This is a genomic window from Pyrinomonas methylaliphatogenes, assembly GCF_000820845.2.
Lineage (GTDB): Bacteria > Acidobacteriota > Blastocatellia > Pyrinomonadales > Pyrinomonadaceae > Pyrinomonas > Pyrinomonas methylaliphatogenes.
Genome location: NZ_CBXV010000008.1, coordinates 734,367 through 751,236, shown reverse-complemented (window position 1 = coordinate 751,236; position 16,870 = coordinate 734,367). Strand labels below are relative to the sequence as shown.

Genomic DNA, 16,870 nt, shown 5'->3' with positions numbered 1-16,870 from the left:
GTGGGCTTTAACGCGCCTTTTCCAGCCGGTTGAAATATCCTGAACTTTTCAGCGAGATTTAGGACGAGGTGATCAGGGTGACGGAAGAGATTAAGAAGAAGTTACAAGCGGAACTGGAAGAGTTGGAGACGGAATTGCGCATCCATCTGCCGCGCGAAATCAAACGCGCGCGGGAGTATGGGGATTTGCGCGAGAATGCCGAGTACAAGGCGGCGCTCGAACGCCAACAAGTGGTCAAAGCGCGCATCGCGCAACTGCGTGAGCGTTTAAGCCAGATCGCGTCGATCGATCTAGCGCAAGTGCCGCGCGATCGCGCCGCATATGGTTCGACGCTCGTGCTTCTGGACAAAGAGCGCGGCGAGACGATCACCTATCGCTTGGTGACGCCGGAAGAGAGCGATCCGCAGGCCGGGTTGATTTCGACCACTTCGCCCGTCGGGCGGAGTTTGATGGGGCGTGAAGAAGGCGATGAAGTCGTGGTGCAAACGCCTGCCGGACCGCGCCGTTTCGAAATTCTCCAACTCAAAACGCTGCACGACGAACTGGCGGAAAAGGCCGCGCGTGACGGCGAATCGAGCTAAAGGGGACAGGCCGAAGTGTTTGGTGCCAGCATCGGACGCGGAGCCAGTCGCATCATCAACGCCATGGTCGAAGCGCTCGCGCGCTCTTCGATCAACCCTAACCTGCTGACGGTGACGGGCGTGGCGATCAACGTCCTGTGCGGATTGCTCTTCGGCTTCGGCCAATTTTTCTGGGCCGGGATCATTCTGATCGTCGCCAACCTCTTCGATATGCTCGATGGTAAGGTGGCGCGCGTTACCGGTAGAGTGACGCGCTTTGGCGCCTTTCTCGACTCTTCGCTCGACCGCCTCTCCGATATGGTCATCTTCGTCGGGCTGATGGTCTTTTACGCGCGCGACACGGAGTTCCACTCGACGCTCAACGTCTTTCTCGCTGGCGCCGCCATGATCGGATCGGTGCTCGTCAGCTACACGAGCGCGCGCGCCGAAAGTCTGATCCCCAAATGCGATGTCGGTTTCTTGCGCCGTCCGGAGCGCGTCGTGCTCCTGATCATCGGCGCGCTGACGACGCATCCGGGCTCGACCCATCCGCTGCTCAATCGCATGCCCGCGGTCTTGTGGGTGTTGGCGATCGGCTCGTTCTGGACCTTTGTGCACCGCATGTATCACACGTGGCGCGAGGTGCAACGGGTCGAAGCGGAGCGGGCGCAAAACGGCGTCGAAGAGGGTCCCGCGAAATCAGCGGCCTCGAAAGCGACGCATCAAGCGCAGCTTTCGAGTTGAGCGCGAGGCGCACCCTCGATCCGCAAGGTCGAAGCGAGAAGGTTCGGCATCAAAGGCGAGCTCTTCGATACAGAGACTGCGAGGTTTTGAAAGTTGAAGATCTGTCCCTGCTGTGGCGCGGAACTTTTCGGCAAACTCGAAGACGGATGCGCTAGCTGCGGCGCGCGCCCCGTCGGGCCACCGCTTCCACCCCCGGAAAAGGAGCTGCCCGCATTCGGCCACACGCTTTTCATCGGGCTGGCCGGATTGCTCTTGACGCTCGGCTCCTTAGCCGCGGTGGGCCTTGAACTTTACAAGCGCGGAGCTTTCTGGCCGCACGGTCCGGCGGAGCTATTTTCCGCCGCAACGACCGCCGCGTGGCGGACGAAACATCTGCTTCTGCCGTTATCGTTCATCACCTTCTGGACCAGCGCGAAACTCTTTCGGCGCGTGCGACGCGAGCCGGAAAGGTTCCTCTGGCTTCGTTTCGCGCGATGCGGATTAGCTCTCTCGGCTCTCGCCCTCACAGCCAATCTCGCCCTCGCCTTGTTCTTCATCCCGGAACTCTTGGAACAACGCCGGATCGCGCGCGAGGCAGCGGCCAACGCTCTTCTTTACGGCGCGCACCGAATGCTGCTCGAATACCGCGAGCGTTACGGGACCTATCCCTCTTCGCTCGACGACCTGCGCAAGCTTCCCGATCCAGACGGATCGAATGCCAAACTGCTCGCGCAATTGAACACAGCGAGCTATATGCCGAGTTCGGTTCAAGCGGCGCAACTTAAAACGCGACCTGCACGAAGCGGCGCGCGCCTCCGTCCGGTCGCTGCTCGTCCTGAGACCGACAATGCCGTCTCGGATGGGCTGGAGACCGTCTCCTTCACGGATTACGAACTGCTCTGGCCTGGCGCCGATGGTATCTACGGCACAGATGACGATCGGTTGATACGGGATGGCGTCATCGTCAATGATGCGCGTTCGGTCAAATCCGCCAGCGTCTTTGCGAACGCGAACCGGAAGGCGAAACTGAAATGAGCGCGCCAGGCGTCTTCGCTCATGCGCTCGAGCAAAGAGTCAGAACGAGAGGCGTTTTAAGCCATGTTCAAAAAGATCCTGATCGCCAATCGGGGTGAGATCGCCGTGCGCATCATGCGCGCGTGCCGCGAGCTTGGGATCTCGCCGATTGCCGTCTATTCGGAAGCCGACCGCACCGCCCTGCACGTGCGCTTGGCCGACGAAGCTTACCTTATCGGACCGGCGCCTTCGATCGAAAGCTACCTCAAGATCGACCGCATCATCGAAGCGGCGCGCCGCAGCGGTGCCGAAGCCATCCATCCGGGCTACGGTTTCCTCGCCGAAAACGCCGAATTCGCCCGCGCCGTGCGCGATGCCGGATTGGTCTTCATCGGCCCGCGTCCCGAAGCGATGGAACTGATGGGATCGAAGACGAACGCCCGGCGCGCCGCCCAAGCTGCCGGCGCGCCTATCGTTCCGGGGACGACCGAACCGCTCCGCTCGCTCGAAGAGGCGCGCGAAGTGGCCGCGCGCTTCGGGTATCCCGTGATGCTCAAAGCGGCAGCGGGCGGCGGCGGCAAAGGCATGCGGCTGGTCCAGTCGGCGGAAGATCTCCCTTCAGCCTTCGCCACAGCTCAATCGGAAGCAGCTTCGGCATTCGGCGATCCGCAAGTCTATCTCGAAAAGGCTGTGGCGCGTCCGCGCCACATCGAAATTCAAGTCTTCGCCGATGAGCATGGCAACGTGGTCCATCTGGGCGAGCGCGAGTGTTCGATCCAGCGCCGCCATCAAAAAGTGATCGAAGAGTGCCCCTCGCCGATCGGCGATCCTGATCTGCGCGCGCGCATGGGCGAAGCTGCCGTGCGCATCGCGCGCGCCGCCGGTTACGTCAACGCCGGGACGGTCGAGTTTCTGGTCTCAGACGAAACGCGCGAGTTCTACTTTCTGGAGATGAACACGCGCCTTCAAGTCGAGCATCCCGTGACCGAACTTGTGACGGGCATCGATCTTGTGCGCGAGCAGATCCGCGTCGCTTGCGGCGAGCCGCTCTCTTTCGCGCAAGAGGATGTTTGCTGGACCGGTCACGCTATCGAGTGTCGCATCTACGCCGAGGATCCGGAGAACGACTTCATGCCGTCGCCGGGACGCATCGCGGAGTTGCGCGTGCCCACCGGACCGGGCGTGCGCGATGATGGCGGCGTCTATCCGGGAGCGGAGGTTTCGATCTACTACGATCCGATGATCTCCAAACTCGCCGTGTGGGCGAGGACGCGCGGCGAGGCGATAGACCGTCTGCGCCGCGCGCTCGATGAATACGTCATCGAAGGCATCAAGACGACGTTGCCTTTTTTCCGCGCCGTCGTGCGCGATCCCGAGTTCATCGCCGGACGGCTCGATACGGGCTTCATCGAACGGTTCAATCGCCGACGCGCTGAAGCGCAAACGGAAGTTGATGGCGACGCAGAGCGTGACATGGCGATCATCGCGGCGGCGCTGGCGAGCATGAAGCGGCGCACGGAAACGAGGTTCGAGCAGACCGACGGACGAAGCGCGACCAGCGCTTGGCGCATGGCTGGAAGGATCGCGTTCACGCGCTAGGCTTGGCGTCCGAAACGAGATGCTGAGCCCGTCCGGCGAATTTTGGTGACGAACGGTTGAGAATGAAGATTCTGGCTGAGGTCGAAGGGCAGGAACGCGCGCTTGACATTGAGCGCGATGGCGAACGGTTCATCGTAGAGCTCGACGGGCGTCGCTACGCGCTCGAGGCGAGCGAGCCTGAAGCGGGCGTTTACCTTTTGATCCATGAAGGCAAAGTTTACGAATGTCGCGTGCGCGAGGAGGCACGCGGCCAGTTTCGCGTCAGCCTGCGCAGCAGGGATTATGCCATCACGTTGCGCGACCCGCGCCGTTTGCGAAGCGCTTCCAACTCGGCGGGCGGAGCGGCTGGGCGAGCTTCGATCGCAGCGCCGATGCCCGGCAAAGTCGTTCGCGTGCTCGTCGAGCGCGGCGCGCAGGTTGAAGCCGGAGCCGGCGTGGTGGTCGTCGAGGCGATGAAGATGCAGAATGAGATGAGAGCGCCGAAAGCGGGCACGGTCGTCGAGCTCAACGTGCGCGAAGGCGAGACGGTCAACGCCGGCGATGTGCTGGCCGTCGTCGAGTAACTTAAAACCTGAGATGGCCGCCGCCCGACGAGGCGATCAATGATAAACTTCGAGGCTGAAACCGTCGAACTCATATCGGAGAATCGAAAGTGGGCACGCCAGCAGAATCTTCCTCATTGATGGGAAAAGAATCGCGCCTTGAGACTCGCGTTATGACCGAACAGTTGCGCGTCGTGCTATGGGATATAGACGGCACGCTCGTGCGCGCCACACACTATGGTCTTTTCCGCCAGTACATGGGACCGATGCTCGAAAAGGTCTTCGGCACATGCGGGAAACTTCCCGAGATGACCGTTTCGGGCATGACCGATCTGCAGATCGCCATCGAAGCGCTGCGCGAGCACGGGTTCACCGCGCGAGAGGTGCTCGCGCGGCTCGACGACATACGCCGCTGCTACATCGCTGAGATGGAGCGCGTGGCGAACGGGCGCGCCGCGTGGCAACCGCTGCCGGGCGCGCGCGCGTGCTTGGAGAGGCTGGCGCGCGAAGAGCGTTATCTCTCCTCGCTCCTTACGGGCAACATCGAACCGGCAGCGCGTCTGAAGCTGCGCGTTGCCGGGTTGGACCGCTATTTTCAACTTCCGGGCGCGTTCGGCGATGAATCCGACGACCGGCGTGAATTGCCCGCGCTCGCTGCCGAAAGGATAAACCGCCATCTCGGTCTACGGCTCGCGCCACACCAGTTCATCATCATCGGCGACACGCCGAACGACATCGCCGCGGCGCGCCACTTCGGAGCGCGCGTCATCGCAGTCGCCACGGGGCGCGTCCATTCGGCGGACGATCTACGACCACACGAACCGGACGCCTTGCTTCCAGATTTGACCGATCCCGAACTTCTCGTGCGTACGCTCGACCGTCTATGAACTTCAAGCGTTGGGCGGCGCGCCGGCGAGTAGGTCGAAGCTGATTTGCGATCGATGAAATGATGAGAAGGCGCTAGATGGATTGAACCGAGCGCGCCGGCGCTTGCCAACCGATTGCGCGAAGACGCTAGATGGATTGAACCGAACCCGGTTTTACTGACCGCTCCGCCTCAGCGCTTGAAAAATTTTTCGACCCAAACGAGACGCCCTCCGTCTTAAAGGGCAGAACGCTTCCTCTCCCCCGCACGAAGAATCGACCTTAAGGAGGAAGAAATGCGAAGACTATTCGTTGGCACATTGCTCGTCGGACTCTGCGCCGCTTTCGGATCGACATCGCTGGCCCAGAGTAGATCTAACCGTCATATCGGCATCAACGCGCGCGAACAGAGACAGAAGGAGCGCATCGAGCAAGGCATCAGAAGCGGCGAGTTGACGCGCCGTGAAACGGCCAGACTCTTTGCCGAACAAGCCGCGATCCGCGCCGACGAGGCGCGCGCACGCCGATCCGGTGGAGAGCTGACTTGGCGCGAACGCCTGCGCTTAGAGCGCGAATTAGATCGCGCGAGTCGCGATATATATCGCCAGAAACACGACGACCAAGATCGGCATTGAACGCTTCTCGAAAAATCTAGGGCCGAGCGGGGCGTGTGGTGCCGTTCACAGCCACACGCCCCCTTCGTTCTCATCGCTTTCGCGAGGCCTTCTTCGCTTTGCTAGCCTTCTTGCCCGTCATCCGCTTCGTGCTCTTCTTGGCGGCCTTTTTCTTCAGCGCTCTGGTTGTGCTCGAAACGCCGCCACCAGGAGGCCACGGGAGAACGTCGTCGATCTCCAACTCAGCACCTTCGGTTCCCTCAGCGCTTCTCACGTAAAGCCTGAAAGCGCCCGCGTTCCATCCTTTGATGAGCAAGGTCCTCAATTGTTCTGGCGTGGCTTTATTCAAGTACTCATCTAACTGCTCATCGGTAATCTCAATGCATCCTCTTGGCGGCTTTTCGCGCGGCGGCACTGGCCTCTGCGGATTGCGAGGCAAAGACTCCTTGCGACCTCTTGCGGCCATCGTCTTTCTCCTTTCTCGGACAGAATTTTAGAGCTTAGAGTTCAAATCGAATCTCACAAAGATCGTGACAATGTCGCAGCCCGCTACGGGCAAGGATAAGCGTCACCACACTATGCATCGCTCTCTCGTGGTTCGATTCCCTTCCGGCGATCCCTCACTACCTGACGCCACATTACGGATCGACCTTACGCGGTTCGATTTTCAAACCTCGAGCCACGTCGTGCGGAAATTGATGTTGCCGTCGCCTCTTACATGAGCCTCTCGGCGAAGCGCGACGTATTGATAATCCGGAAGCGAGGTCCGAATCATGATGAAAACAGCGTCCTGCAAGAGCATCTCTTCCATTTGTAGAACGAGGCTGTGTCGTCGGCTCTCATCCTTTTCGGCCATTATGCGGGTAAACAGAGCGTCAAAGCGCGGGTTACGGTAACGCGCTGCATTCTCTTCAGGCGGCGCAGCGGAGAGGAAACGCGCGAGGAGAGACGTAACATCGGGATAAAGATCGCCCCACGATCTGACGGAAGCGATGTAAAGATCGTAATCCCCTTTGCGCAACAAATCTTCCGTCTCAATGCTGTTTACGACTATCTCTTCGACTTCAATCCCAAGCTCTCGAACGCGTTCAATCGAATCGAGGCTTTGTACCCTAGTCGCTGGGTTGATCAGAAGGCGCAACGCGGGAAGCCCATGCCCCTCTGGATACCCGGCTTCACGCAGAAGCGCCCGCGCTCGCTCTGGATCGTAATAGAAGCCTTTGTCATCTTGCGGCGGGACGCCGGGCACTGGGCGCAACAACGGGCGTAACGGCGACTCGCCTGGCGGACGTACGACATATCCGATGGCTTGTCTCAACCGCACGTCGCGCGTGAAAGGCGTCCGCCGATCCATGTTGAAGTAGAGGCCATAACCTAACGCCGGAGATCTGTAGGAGATCAAGTGCAGATCGCGCGCAGCGTACTCGTCGCGCAAACGAAGTTCGCCCGACGAATCGCGCTCCGCTATCTTGTCGAGCAGATCGGCGGGCACCGGCGCCATGTGCGCTCTGCCGTTGACGACGGCCTGAAAAGCCGTCGTTTGATTTGGGTAGAGCACGTAGCGGATCTCGTTTAAATAGGGGAGCGGGCGCCCTTGCGGATCGCGCCCCCAGTAGTTCGGATTGCGCGCCAAAGTGATGCGCCCGCCGTTCACATCCCACTCGACCAAGCGGAAGGCTCCCGTCCCCACGGGATGCTTGGAGAAGTCTTCGCCGTAACGCTCCACCGCCTCGCGCGGCACGATGCTCGTCGGGAACCACGTCACGGCGCGGATGAAGCCGACGAACGGAGCGACCAGATGCACTTCGAGCGTGCGCTCATCGAGCGCGCGCAGGCCGCTGATCGCATCGGCGCGTCCGTCGCGATATTCGAGCGCGCCCGCGATGAAGCGCCCGAAGTAGTGGTACCCCGCCGGCAATGCGCGGATCATGCGCTGCCACGAGTAGATGACATCATCGGCGCGGACTCGGCGCCCGATGCCGCCCGCAAAACAATCGTCGTCTTGAAAACGCGCTTCGCGCAGACGGAATCGCCACACAAGTCCGTCGGGCGATTCTTCCCAACTCTCCGCCAACGACGGAACGATGCGCTCGCCCGCCTGATCCTCGGTGGCCGCGAGCCGGTCGAAGATCATCGTGGCGATGGGCTCATAGCTCGGAACGACCGGATCGAGCCGCGCGCGGGTGATCGCCGAACTGAAGATGGGGACGATGAGCGTTCCGCCATAGCGCGGCTCCGCCTCGTTGGCGAACGCGCCGCGCCGCCCCTCCCGTTGACATGACGAAAAGAGAAGCGACAAGCATAAGCCGCCCGCGAGCAGAGAACGGAACGATCTTGCCTTCAACATCGGTTTGATGATGCTCCTCGAATAGCCGGTCCAGCGGATACCGGAATCGGCTTTGAAAGATTCCGGGGCCGGCCTTTTAACAAGGAGCGTATCTTCGGCAGTTGCGCCACCGCCTCTTCGGCGCATGAGTTCCAAGCAATATTACGGGGCTTCGTTTGTTCCCACGTAAAAAACGCTGACTCCCCACACGAGTTCCAAGCAATATTCGACACGGGGCCCAAGGCACCCAAAACTTCAGCCGCGAGGGGACAATTTCATTCGTGCCTCGCTTAAACTTCAATCATCCGACAATCAAGACAACGATTGAGCTTGGCGGAGTCGCTCGCACCTATAAAGCTTGAATGCGAATGATGATTCGGCCATCTCAAGCGCCCAGATGTTCGCGAAAGAAGCGCAGCGTCCGTTGCCAAGCGTCGGCTGCCGCTTGCGCGTCGTAAACCTCCGGGCGCGTGTCGTTGAAGAAGCCGTGTTTGGCCCCCGGATAGATTTTGATCTCCGCCTTCTTGCCCGCGCGACGAAGGGCCTCTTCGAATTCGCGCACCGTCTGCGGCGGGATGCTCCGGTCCAGCTCGCCGAAGATGCCGAGCAATGGGCACGTCACCTTGTCAACCAGCTCCAGCGGCGTCCGCCCGTAGAAGATCACGGCACAGGCCAACTCCGGATACCCCGAAGCGGCGAGCCTGTAGGACAATCCGCCGCCCATGCAGAAGCCGACGGAGCCGAAACGCGGCTTGACGAACCTCTTCGCCTTGAGAAAGTTCAAACCCGCTTGCATATCGCGTGCCGCAACGTCGGGCGCGAGGCTCGAGGCCGCCCGCCGGATCGCATCGACATTCGAAGCATCGCGCGGCGGCGGCTCCGGCGCGCGTACGAACAGGTTCGGCGCCAAAGCGACATAGCCTTCCTGCGCCACGCGGTCGGCGATCGTCTTGATGTGGTCGTTCAAACCGAAGACTTCGTGGATGACCATGACGGCGGGAGCCGGTTGCTTTTTCGGTAGCGAAAGATAGGCCGGGATCTTCAGGTCGCCGCTCTCGTACTCGACCATCTCGCCGCGCAGCTTCGCGCTCGTCTGCCCTGCCTGTATGACTTCCGCCGCGAGCACGCTCGCCCCACCAAGCGCCGTCTGCTCGAGGAACTCGCGACGCGTCACTTCACCTTTGCGCTCTCCAGCCATATGACTAGACTCCTTTTTCGGTGGTTTCAGATCTCTGGCCGGAAACTATATGCCCCTGCGGAGAAAGGGGCAAGGCTTCGGGACCACGCGAACCGATGGGGAGAGAGCAAGAACGCCGCGACGCCTAATCGCCAACCGGGCCAGCGAAAGGTGTGATGAAGATCATCCGGGAGATTCAGCATCGAGCCATGGATTCCTGCCCGAGATCCCGCGCGCGTTCGCCCGGAAGGAGTTTTATGGTAGTTTTTGCGATGGAGACCCGAAGGACGAGAAAGGGCTGAGACGTGGCAGTCGATCTGGAACGCGAACTCGAAATCGCCATTGCGCTCGCGCGCCGCGCCGGGCAGGAGGCGATGCGCTATTACGGCGGACCGCTCGAAGTCGCGCACAAGGGCGAGATCGAAGAGCCGGTCACGCAAGCCGACACGGCGGCGAACGAGATAGTGGTACGCGGATTGCTCGAAAACTTCCCCGATGATGGCATCCTTTCGGAAGAGACCGCCGACACAGCGCGACGGCTCGGGCGAAGTCGCGTCTGGATGGTCGATCCGCTCGATGGGACGAGCGGCTTCATCGCGCGCGATGACGATTTCGCGGTCCACATCGGGCTGAGCATCGATGGCGCGCCAGCGCTCGGCGTCGTCTATCGTCCGGCGGTGGACGTCCTTTACTGGGCCGTGTGCGGTCAAGGGGCGTGGCGCCAGAGGGCCGAAGAGGAGGCGACGCGGCTGCAAGTATCCGACGTGAGCGATTTGCGAGAGGCACGGCTTGCGGCCAGTCGCACGCATCGCAGTCCGCGCTTGGATCGGGTCATTCAAGCGCTCGGCATCAAGACCGAAACGCGGCGCGGTTCGGTCGGCGTCAAGATCGGATTGATCGTCGAGCGCGAATGCGACCTGTACATCCATCTTTCGTCGCGCTCGAAGCAGTGGGACACATGTGCGCCGGAAGCGATCCTGCGCGAAGCTGGCGGAGAGTTGACGGATCTGTGGGGCTACCCGCTGCGCTACAACACGCCCGACGTATGGAACAGGAACGGGCTGGTGGCCTCGAACGGGCGGCTTCACAAAGCTGTGATCGAGAGGCTGCAACCGCTGCTTGCCGAATTCGGTCGCACGCGCGTCGCTTGAACTGGTCCAGCGAAGTCACAGCATGAAGCGCAAGAGCCCAGTTTCGTCTTCGCCAAGCTCGTGTTCGGACCGCGGCATCGTCACGGGAGGCAGCGATATCGTCGCGTTGGGTTGGGCGATTCTCAGGACCCGTTCGACGAAAGCGCGATCCCTGTTTGGCCTTTGGCGGTTGAATCCGTCAAGCGGAGCCGCTCTCTATGAACGCTTGTGACGGCAGGGCTTGCTGTCCGCGTTCCCCTTTCGAACCCATCCTCGCCGCGCAAAAGGGATTGTGAGCATCAGGACCAAACTTCTGCTCGTCTTCCTAGCCTGCGGCGTCGCGCCCATGCTCGCGCTTGCCGTGGCGAACTATTTGAACGGGCGGCGCACGGTCGAACGCCTGCTGCTCGACGATGCGCAGGCGAGCGCGACGCGAATGGCGCAGAACATAGAACGCCAACTCGCCGATCGCGAGCTTAACCTCGACGAGTTGGCGCGCCTGCGCTCATTGCGCGAATACGTGCGCGCGGCGAGCAAGGCCCAAGCCCCGGCTGAAATCCCCGAAGCGGTGCGCGACGACGTCGGCGCCTTCTATCTCAACTATCGGCGCTACTACGCCGCCATCACCTGTTTGGACGCCCGCAAGCGCCCGCTCTTTCGCGTCGAAAATCTCCTCCAAACGGGCGGGCGCGCTGAGGTTCGCTTCAAAACAGCGCAACTCGAACCGGCGCAGGCTGACGAGCGGGTTTGGCGCACCGAGGCGCCCGTGGTATTGCGCTCGCCGATCGAACGCGAAAACTATGGCGCAGCGCTCCGCTACACGATCCCGATCTTCCTCGCTGGTCCTGCCGCCGACGCACCGCGCGGCGCGCTCGTCGCTGAACTCAAATTGAGCGCGATCTTCGAAGAGGCGGCAGCCGATGCGATGATCTCGGCGCGCGAGGAGCTAACCGGCAGCGGGCTGCGCGTGGCGATGGTCCTCGATCGCACCGGATTGATCCTCTTCCACACGGACGATTCGCTCAAATATCAACCGGTCAAGCGCGCGATGCCGGAATTCGAGCCGCTTTTAAAGGCGATCTTCGGAGCCGGCAACGGGACGCAAAGTTATAGGTCATCGGATGGAACGCGCTGGCTCATCGCTTATCGCCCGACGGCCCTTGGCCTTGCGGTCATCACTGGCGCGAACGAATCGCGCGCGCTCATGCGTTTGGAGCGCGCCGCCCTGACGAGCATCACGTTATCGCTCGCGCTGGCGTTCATCGCCGCCTCCGTCCTCGTCGTCATCATCAACCGCACGGCGCGGCGCATCGCGCGCGTGGCGGAAGGCGCGGCGGCAATAGCCAGCGGCGACCTGGACCAGCGGATAAAAGTTAGCGCGAAGGATGAGACGCGCGTGCTGGCCGATAGCTTCAACCGCATGTCGGAGCAACTGCGCGAGCTGATCGCGCGCGAAGCGGAGGCGCGCCAATTCGAGGCTTTCACGCGACTTTCAGCCATGTTGACGCACGATCTAAAGAACGCCATCACTTCGCTCTCGATGCTCGTGCGCAATATGGAACGGCAGTTTCACCGCGAGGAGTTCCGCCAAGATGCCGTCATCTCGCTGCGCGAGGCGACCGACAAACTGCGGCGCATCGTCGCGCGGCTGAACGCTCCGGCGGAAGCGCGGCAAATCGAACTTCAACGCAAAAGGGCGCCGACGGACCTGTGCGCGCTGATTCGCCGCGTGTTGGACGCGACGGCGGAGCGCGCCGCGCCGCTCTACGAGATCGAAACCCACTTGCCTGCGACCTTGCCCATACGGGCCGATGCGGAAGCGATCGAAAGGGTCATCGAGAATCTCGTCATCAACGCGATGGAGGCCATGGGCGCAAACGGCGGGAGATTGACCATAGAGGCTGGCGAAGAAGGCGACCACGTCTTCTTCAGCGTCGCCGATACGGGGCGCGGGATGGACGAAGAGTTCATCCGCAACAGACTCTTCCGCCCGTTCGCCACCACGAAGGACAAAGGCATCGGACTCGGTCTCTATACTTGTCGCGAAATCGTCGAAGCGCACGGCGGGCGCATCGAAGTCGAATCGCGCGTGGGCGTTGGCACGCGCTTTCGGGTCGTGTTACCATCCTCGCCAAGCGATGATCAGGAGCGCGTTTGAAAGAGCGCGAGCGGATCATCGCTTCAACGTCCTTTCCGCGAAAGACCGAAGTTCCGACGCATCGGCTGGGCGCAAAGAGGCGGTCCGGCTTGATGCATCCAGCCTCGCGCCAGCTTTTTGCGACGAGAGCGGCAGATCGAACGTCGTTGACATGGAGAGAAGAGAGGAGAAACCGACTGTCCTCATCGTCGAAGATGATCGCGCCCTGCGTAGTGGTTTGCGCTGGACGCTTGCGGACCACTTCCACATCCTCGAAGCCGAAACGCGCCAAGAAGCGCTCTCTTCGCTGCAAAGCGAACGAGTGGATGTCATCATCTGCGATCTGCATCTACCGCCCGCCACCGACAGCATCACGGAAGGCTTGCAGATCGTCGAAGCGGCGAAACAACATCGCCCGTCGATTCCGACCGTCGTGATCACGGGCAGCTCCGACAAACGCACGGCGCTCGAAGCCGTGCGCTACGGCGCTTACGGCTTCTTCGAGAAACCTTTCGACGAAGACGAAGTGCTGCACATCGTGCGACAGGCGGCGCGCGTCCGGCAACTCGAAGCCGAAAACCTCAAGCTCCGTTCGACACTGAGCGGACGACGCGGCTTCGGGCGCTTGATCGGGTCGAGCCCCGCCCTCGAAGGAGTGATCCGTCAAGCGCGCGCCGTCGCCACGACGGACGCGACCGTGCTCATCTGCGGCGAATCGGGCACCGGAAAAGAGCTTCTCGCCTGCGCCATTCACGAAGAGAGCGCGCGAGCCGGTGGCCCATTCGTCGCCGTCAATTGCGCCGCGCTGCCCGAAACGCTCATCGAATCGGAGCTTTTCGGCCACGAGCGCGGCGCTTTCACCGGCGCAACGCACGCCAAAAAAGGGCGCTTCGAGCTGGCCGATGGCGGCACGCTCTTCCTCGACGAGGTAGGCGAACTTACGCCCGCCGTCCAAGTCAAACTCCTGCGCGTCCTTCAAGAGCGTTCCTTTGAACGTTTGGGCGGCACGCGCACCATCAACGTCGACATACGCTTGATCGCCGCTTCGAATCGCGACCTCGAACAGGAGGTCGAAAAGGGCAACTTCCGCCAAGACCTCTTCTACCGCCTGAACGTCGTCCCGCTGACGCTGCCGCCTCTCAGAGAACGGCGCGAGGACATCCCCGTTCTCGCCTCCTTCTTCGCCAACAAAGCGGCGCACAAACATGGATTGCAACCGCCCGAATTGAGCCCGGAGTTGATGGCTGCGCTGCAAGCTTACGATTGGCCGGGCAACGTGCGCGAGATGGAGAATTTGATGGAAAGACTCGTCGTCTTAACGCGCGGCGCGCGATTAGGGGTGGAGTTTCTGCCGGAAAAGATGCGCAGCGGAGATCACAAGCCCGCGCCGCCCGAAGAGGAGTCCGAATCGACGCTCGAACAGGCGGTCCAGGCTCTCAAAAGACGCATGATCCTAAAAGCTCTGGAGATCGAAAAGGGAAACCGAGGGGCCGCCGCTAAACGCTTGGGGATCAGCCGATCCTACCTTCACAGGCTCATCAATGAACTTAACATCGCGGAAAGCAACTGAGCGCACCTCCTCCGACCGCCTTCAGCTTGAACGCTTTTGAACATGTCGCCGTTTGTGGACAACCCGGCGCGGGACTGTCTACATGAGTGGACGGTTGTTACCGGAAACAAGCGCGCCCTACGCGGGGCAGCTAGCGCGCTCGCCGCGAAACGGTGGACGGTTGTTACCGGAAACAAGCGCGCCCCCTTGCCACTTCGGCTAGCGAGAGGGCTTTTCGACGCTCAACGATGCGCAAGCCGGTGATCCCGATTCAGCGGGTGAACGAAGCCTACGAGCTTTTCGACGCTCAATGATGCGCGAGCCGCTCGTAAAGCACACGGCATATCGATTGCTCGAGTCATCGCCGGGGAATCGCTTCGCCGCGAATGATCCCGAACGCGCGAATCAAGCCGTGTCCCAAAAATTCTAGAGGAGCGTGTCGCATGTGGATCTGGGCAAGGGATGGTAAAGGGAGGATGAAGCCGAAGGTATTGATCATCGATGACGATGCGGCCGTCTCGCAACAGCTCTTTTGGGTTCTGTGCGACGAATATGAGGTCTTGACGGCGAACGATCTGGCTTCCGCCCTGCTCCTTGCCCGTGAGCACAAACCTCAGATCTCGATTCTCGACCTATGCTTGCCACCGGTCGTCAGCACGATCGAGATCGGGTTGTATATCCTCGAACAGCTCAGAAACAATCTACCTTCCTCTCAAATCCTCGTCGTCAGCTCCATCGCCAACCCTGAAATTCAACGACACTGCCTGCAGAAGGGGGCTTTCGCCGTCTTCAAAAAGCCGCTCGATGTGGAGAAGCTGCTGCAGGCCGTCCATCGGTGCGCGCGGAAGAAGCCCACCTCCGCCTCAGAGCACTGACGCTCCCGACCGACGCGCCGATTCCGACCATTGCGAAGATTTCAAGGCACAGGGTATCGTTTTGTGGACCAGTTTCTCGGTCTGGCGCGACGATTCCAACCATCGCGGAGATCTCAAGCGTTGATCCGGCAACTTGAGCTGAGCAGTCTTTAGCGCAGTGTGCACGCTTCCCAATCCTCTAGCCGATGGGCGGATCCGCTTATGAAGGCGTTTCGGCACTTCGACTTCTCGCCTCCTTTCATCCCGATGTCGTATAATTCGCTTTCGCGGGCCTGGCAACTGCTCGGCTCAGTTTAAGCGGTTCGGATCGAAATGAGATTCCTACACATCGCCGATATCCATCTCGGTTGTCGTCGCTACAATTTGGAAGAGCGCGCGCGCGACTTTTTCCGTGCTTGGTACGATGTCATCGAACGCCATGCCGTGCCGAGTGGGCCCGACTTCGTTCTCATCGCTGGCGATCTCTTCCACGTGCGGCGCGTCGATCCGCTGACGATGAATCAAGCCATCGCCGGGCTCAGACTGCTGAAGGAGGCGGGCATTCCGGTTTTGGCCATCGAAGGCAATCACGATCAATGCGATGCGCTTTCGGGATCGAGTTGGTTGCGGTCGCTATCGCAGTGGGGGTTTTTGAAGCTGCTCGAACCGCAGCGCGGCGAGGATGGGCAGATGAGGATCGTCGCCTGGGATGATGAAGCGTGCTGCGGTTCGTACATTGACATCGCTGGCGCGCGCATTTTCGGATCGAACTGGTACGGCATGTCGACCAATGCGGCCTTGCCGAGATTGGCGGAGGCGATCAAACCTTTCATTTCCGAAAGGCGCTTCAACATCCTGATGCTCCACACGGACGTCGAGGGGCAGACCAACCGCCCCATTCCGGCGCTGTCGTTTGCACGCCTCAACGAGCTGAAGGCGATCATCGATTATGTTGCGCTCGGTCATACGCATCGCCGTTTCGAATTTGACAACTGGGCGTTCAATCCCGGCTCGCTTGAGGCGTGTACGGTGGACGAATACCAAGAGGAGCGCGGCTTTTACCTAGTCGAGGTTGACGATGGCAAAGGGATTACAGCGCGCCATATACGCGATTACGTTCAGCGTCCGATCCGGCGTGTCTGGATCGACGTTTCGGGCTCTTCTGGACCGGAACGTGTGCGCACGCAAGTTCTCGACAAGATTCAACGTGAGATCTCTTCTTCGCCCGAGGATGGCGAATTGAAGCCGATCGTCGAGGTGACCTTGCGCGGGCGCCTCGGTTTCAGAAGTTCGCGGCTCGAGATCGCCACGCTGCGCGATCTCATCCAGGAGATGACCGGCGCGCTTCACGTTATCGTGCGCAATCTGACCGTCCCGGTCGAATACCAAGTCGGCGATTCGATCGATCCCAGCGTGCCACGCCACGAACGCGAGCGACGCATCCTCGAAGATCTGATCGCACGCGATGCGCGTTACCGCGACCGCGCGCCTGCGATCGCAGCCATGATCATGGAGACGAAGCGGCTCGCGCTGGCCGAAGCGGCGCCGGAAACGATAGCCGATTTCATCGCGCAGCAACTCGAGGCTCCGACCGAAGAGGAGCAGCGTTGCGAGGCGCACAGCGAGGATGATGCTAAACTTAGGGTGTGAGGCGAAGGGGCTTCGAAGGTTTATCCGACCTCGATGCAAGGCGGTCTGCCTCTGCGGCTTGGCGAGGAGCGAAGGATCAGCCTTCGCCGGATGAAAGATCTCGTCCCCCCTTTTCGAGATCCGCTGAAGCG

At 60.9% G+C, this 16,870-nt stretch carries 15 protein-coding genes; 12 read left to right on the top strand and 3 right to left on the bottom strand.

All coding sequences use genetic code 11. The annotated features are described in order from the left end of the window. The first annotated feature begins 68 nt into the window (after nucleotides 1-68). The 7 genes from PYK22_RS14465 to PYK22_RS14435 all read left to right on the top strand — a co-directional run bounded on the left by PYK22_RS14465 (nucleotide 69) and on the right by PYK22_RS14435 (nucleotide 5,937). Nucleotides 69-581, top strand: a complete 513-nt coding sequence (locus tag PYK22_RS14465; protein WP_211197723.1) for a GreA/GreB family elongation factor — start codon at nucleotides 69-71, stop codon at nucleotides 579-581. Nucleotides 582-596: 15 nt separating this feature from the next. Beyond that, a complete protein-coding gene (locus tag PYK22_RS14460) occupies nucleotides 597-1,304 on the top strand; it encodes a CDP-alcohol phosphatidyltransferase family protein (protein WP_211197722.1) in 708 nt (235 codons plus the stop codon). 93 nt (nucleotides 1,305-1,397) lie between these two features. After that, the gene (locus PYK22_RS14455) at nucleotides 1,398-2,318 is read left to right on the top strand and encodes a hypothetical protein (RefSeq protein WP_041978363.1); all 921 of its coding nucleotides are present in this window, start codon (nucleotides 1,398-1,400) and stop codon (nucleotides 2,316-2,318) included. Between the two features lie 63 nt (nucleotides 2,319-2,381). Continuing rightward, nucleotides 2,382-3,896, top strand: a complete 1,515-nt coding sequence (gene accC / locus PYK22_RS14450) for an acetyl-CoA carboxylase biotin carboxylase subunit (RefSeq protein ID WP_041978361.1) — start codon at nucleotides 2,382-2,384, stop codon at nucleotides 3,894-3,896. Between the two features lie 62 nt (nucleotides 3,897-3,958). Beyond that, nucleotides 3,959-4,459, top strand: coding sequence for a biotin/lipoyl-containing protein (locus PYK22_RS18210; protein ID WP_041978359.1), 501 nt, complete (start codon nucleotides 3,959-3,961; stop codon nucleotides 4,457-4,459). 152 nt (nucleotides 4,460-4,611) lie between these two features. Further along, nucleotides 4,612-5,325 (top strand): HAD family hydrolase, encoded by a 714-nt coding sequence (locus PYK22_RS14440; protein WP_041979177.1) that lies wholly within the window; start codon nucleotides 4,612-4,614, stop codon nucleotides 5,323-5,325. Between the two features lie 273 nt (nucleotides 5,326-5,598). Next, the gene (locus tag PYK22_RS14435; protein ID WP_041978357.1) at nucleotides 5,599-5,937 is read left to right on the top strand and encodes a hypothetical protein; all 339 of its coding nucleotides are present in this window, start codon (nucleotides 5,599-5,601) and stop codon (nucleotides 5,935-5,937) included. A gap of 70 nt (nucleotides 5,938-6,007) precedes the next feature. On the opposite strand, the gene PYK22_RS17810 is transcribed toward PYK22_RS14435, so the two are convergent. The 3 genes from PYK22_RS17810 to PYK22_RS14420 all read right to left on the bottom strand — a co-directional run bounded on the left by PYK22_RS17810 (nucleotide 6,008) and on the right by PYK22_RS14420 (nucleotide 9,440). Then, the gene (locus PYK22_RS17810; protein ID WP_162199866.1) at nucleotides 6,008-6,331 is read right to left on the bottom strand and encodes a hypothetical protein; all 324 of its coding nucleotides are present in this window, start codon (nucleotides 6,329-6,331) and stop codon (nucleotides 6,008-6,010) included. Nucleotides 6,332-6,583: 252 nt separating this feature from the next. Continuing rightward, nucleotides 6,584-8,263 (bottom strand): ABC transporter substrate-binding protein, encoded by a 1,680-nt coding sequence (locus tag PYK22_RS14425; protein WP_157770909.1) that lies wholly within the window; start codon nucleotides 8,261-8,263, stop codon nucleotides 6,584-6,586. A gap of 364 nt (nucleotides 8,264-8,627) precedes the next feature. Further along, nucleotides 8,628-9,440 carry a dienelactone hydrolase family protein gene (locus PYK22_RS14420; RefSeq protein ID WP_060635713.1) on the bottom strand — a complete coding sequence of 271 codons (813 nt, stop codon included), beginning with the start codon at nucleotides 9,438-9,440 and terminating at the stop codon, nucleotides 8,628-8,630. Nucleotides 9,441-9,724: 284 nt separating this feature from the next. Here PYK22_RS14420 and PYK22_RS14415 point away from each other — a divergent pair, with 284 nt between their 5' ends. The 5 genes from PYK22_RS14415 (at nucleotide 9,725) to PYK22_RS14390 (ending at nucleotide 16,739) form a co-directional block, all read left to right on the top strand. Further along, nucleotides 9,725-10,570, top strand: a complete 846-nt coding sequence (locus PYK22_RS14415; protein WP_060635712.1) for a 3'(2'),5'-bisphosphate nucleotidase CysQ family protein — start codon at nucleotides 9,725-9,727, stop codon at nucleotides 10,568-10,570. A 271-nt stretch (nucleotides 10,571-10,841) separates the two neighbouring features. Next, on the top strand, nucleotides 10,842-12,707 hold the full coding sequence (locus PYK22_RS14405) for an ATP-binding protein (RefSeq protein WP_041978348.1): 1,866 nt from the start codon (nucleotides 10,842-10,844) through the stop codon (nucleotides 12,705-12,707). Nucleotides 12,708-12,858: 151 nt separating this feature from the next. Further along, the gene (locus PYK22_RS14400) at nucleotides 12,859-14,256 is read left to right on the top strand and encodes a sigma-54-dependent transcriptional regulator (RefSeq protein ID WP_041979170.1); all 1,398 of its coding nucleotides are present in this window, start codon (nucleotides 12,859-12,861) and stop codon (nucleotides 14,254-14,256) included. A 455-nt stretch (nucleotides 14,257-14,711) separates the two neighbouring features. Beyond that, nucleotides 14,712-15,110 (top strand): response regulator, encoded by a 399-nt coding sequence (locus PYK22_RS14395; protein WP_157770908.1) that lies wholly within the window; start codon nucleotides 14,712-14,714, stop codon nucleotides 15,108-15,110. Between the two features lie 312 nt (nucleotides 15,111-15,422). Next, nucleotides 15,423-16,739: a metallophosphoesterase family protein gene (locus tag PYK22_RS14390; protein ID WP_060635710.1), complete on the top strand. Its 1,317-nt coding sequence runs from the start codon at nucleotides 15,423-15,425 to the stop codon at nucleotides 16,737-16,739. Nucleotides 16,740-16,870: the final 131 nt, after the last annotated feature.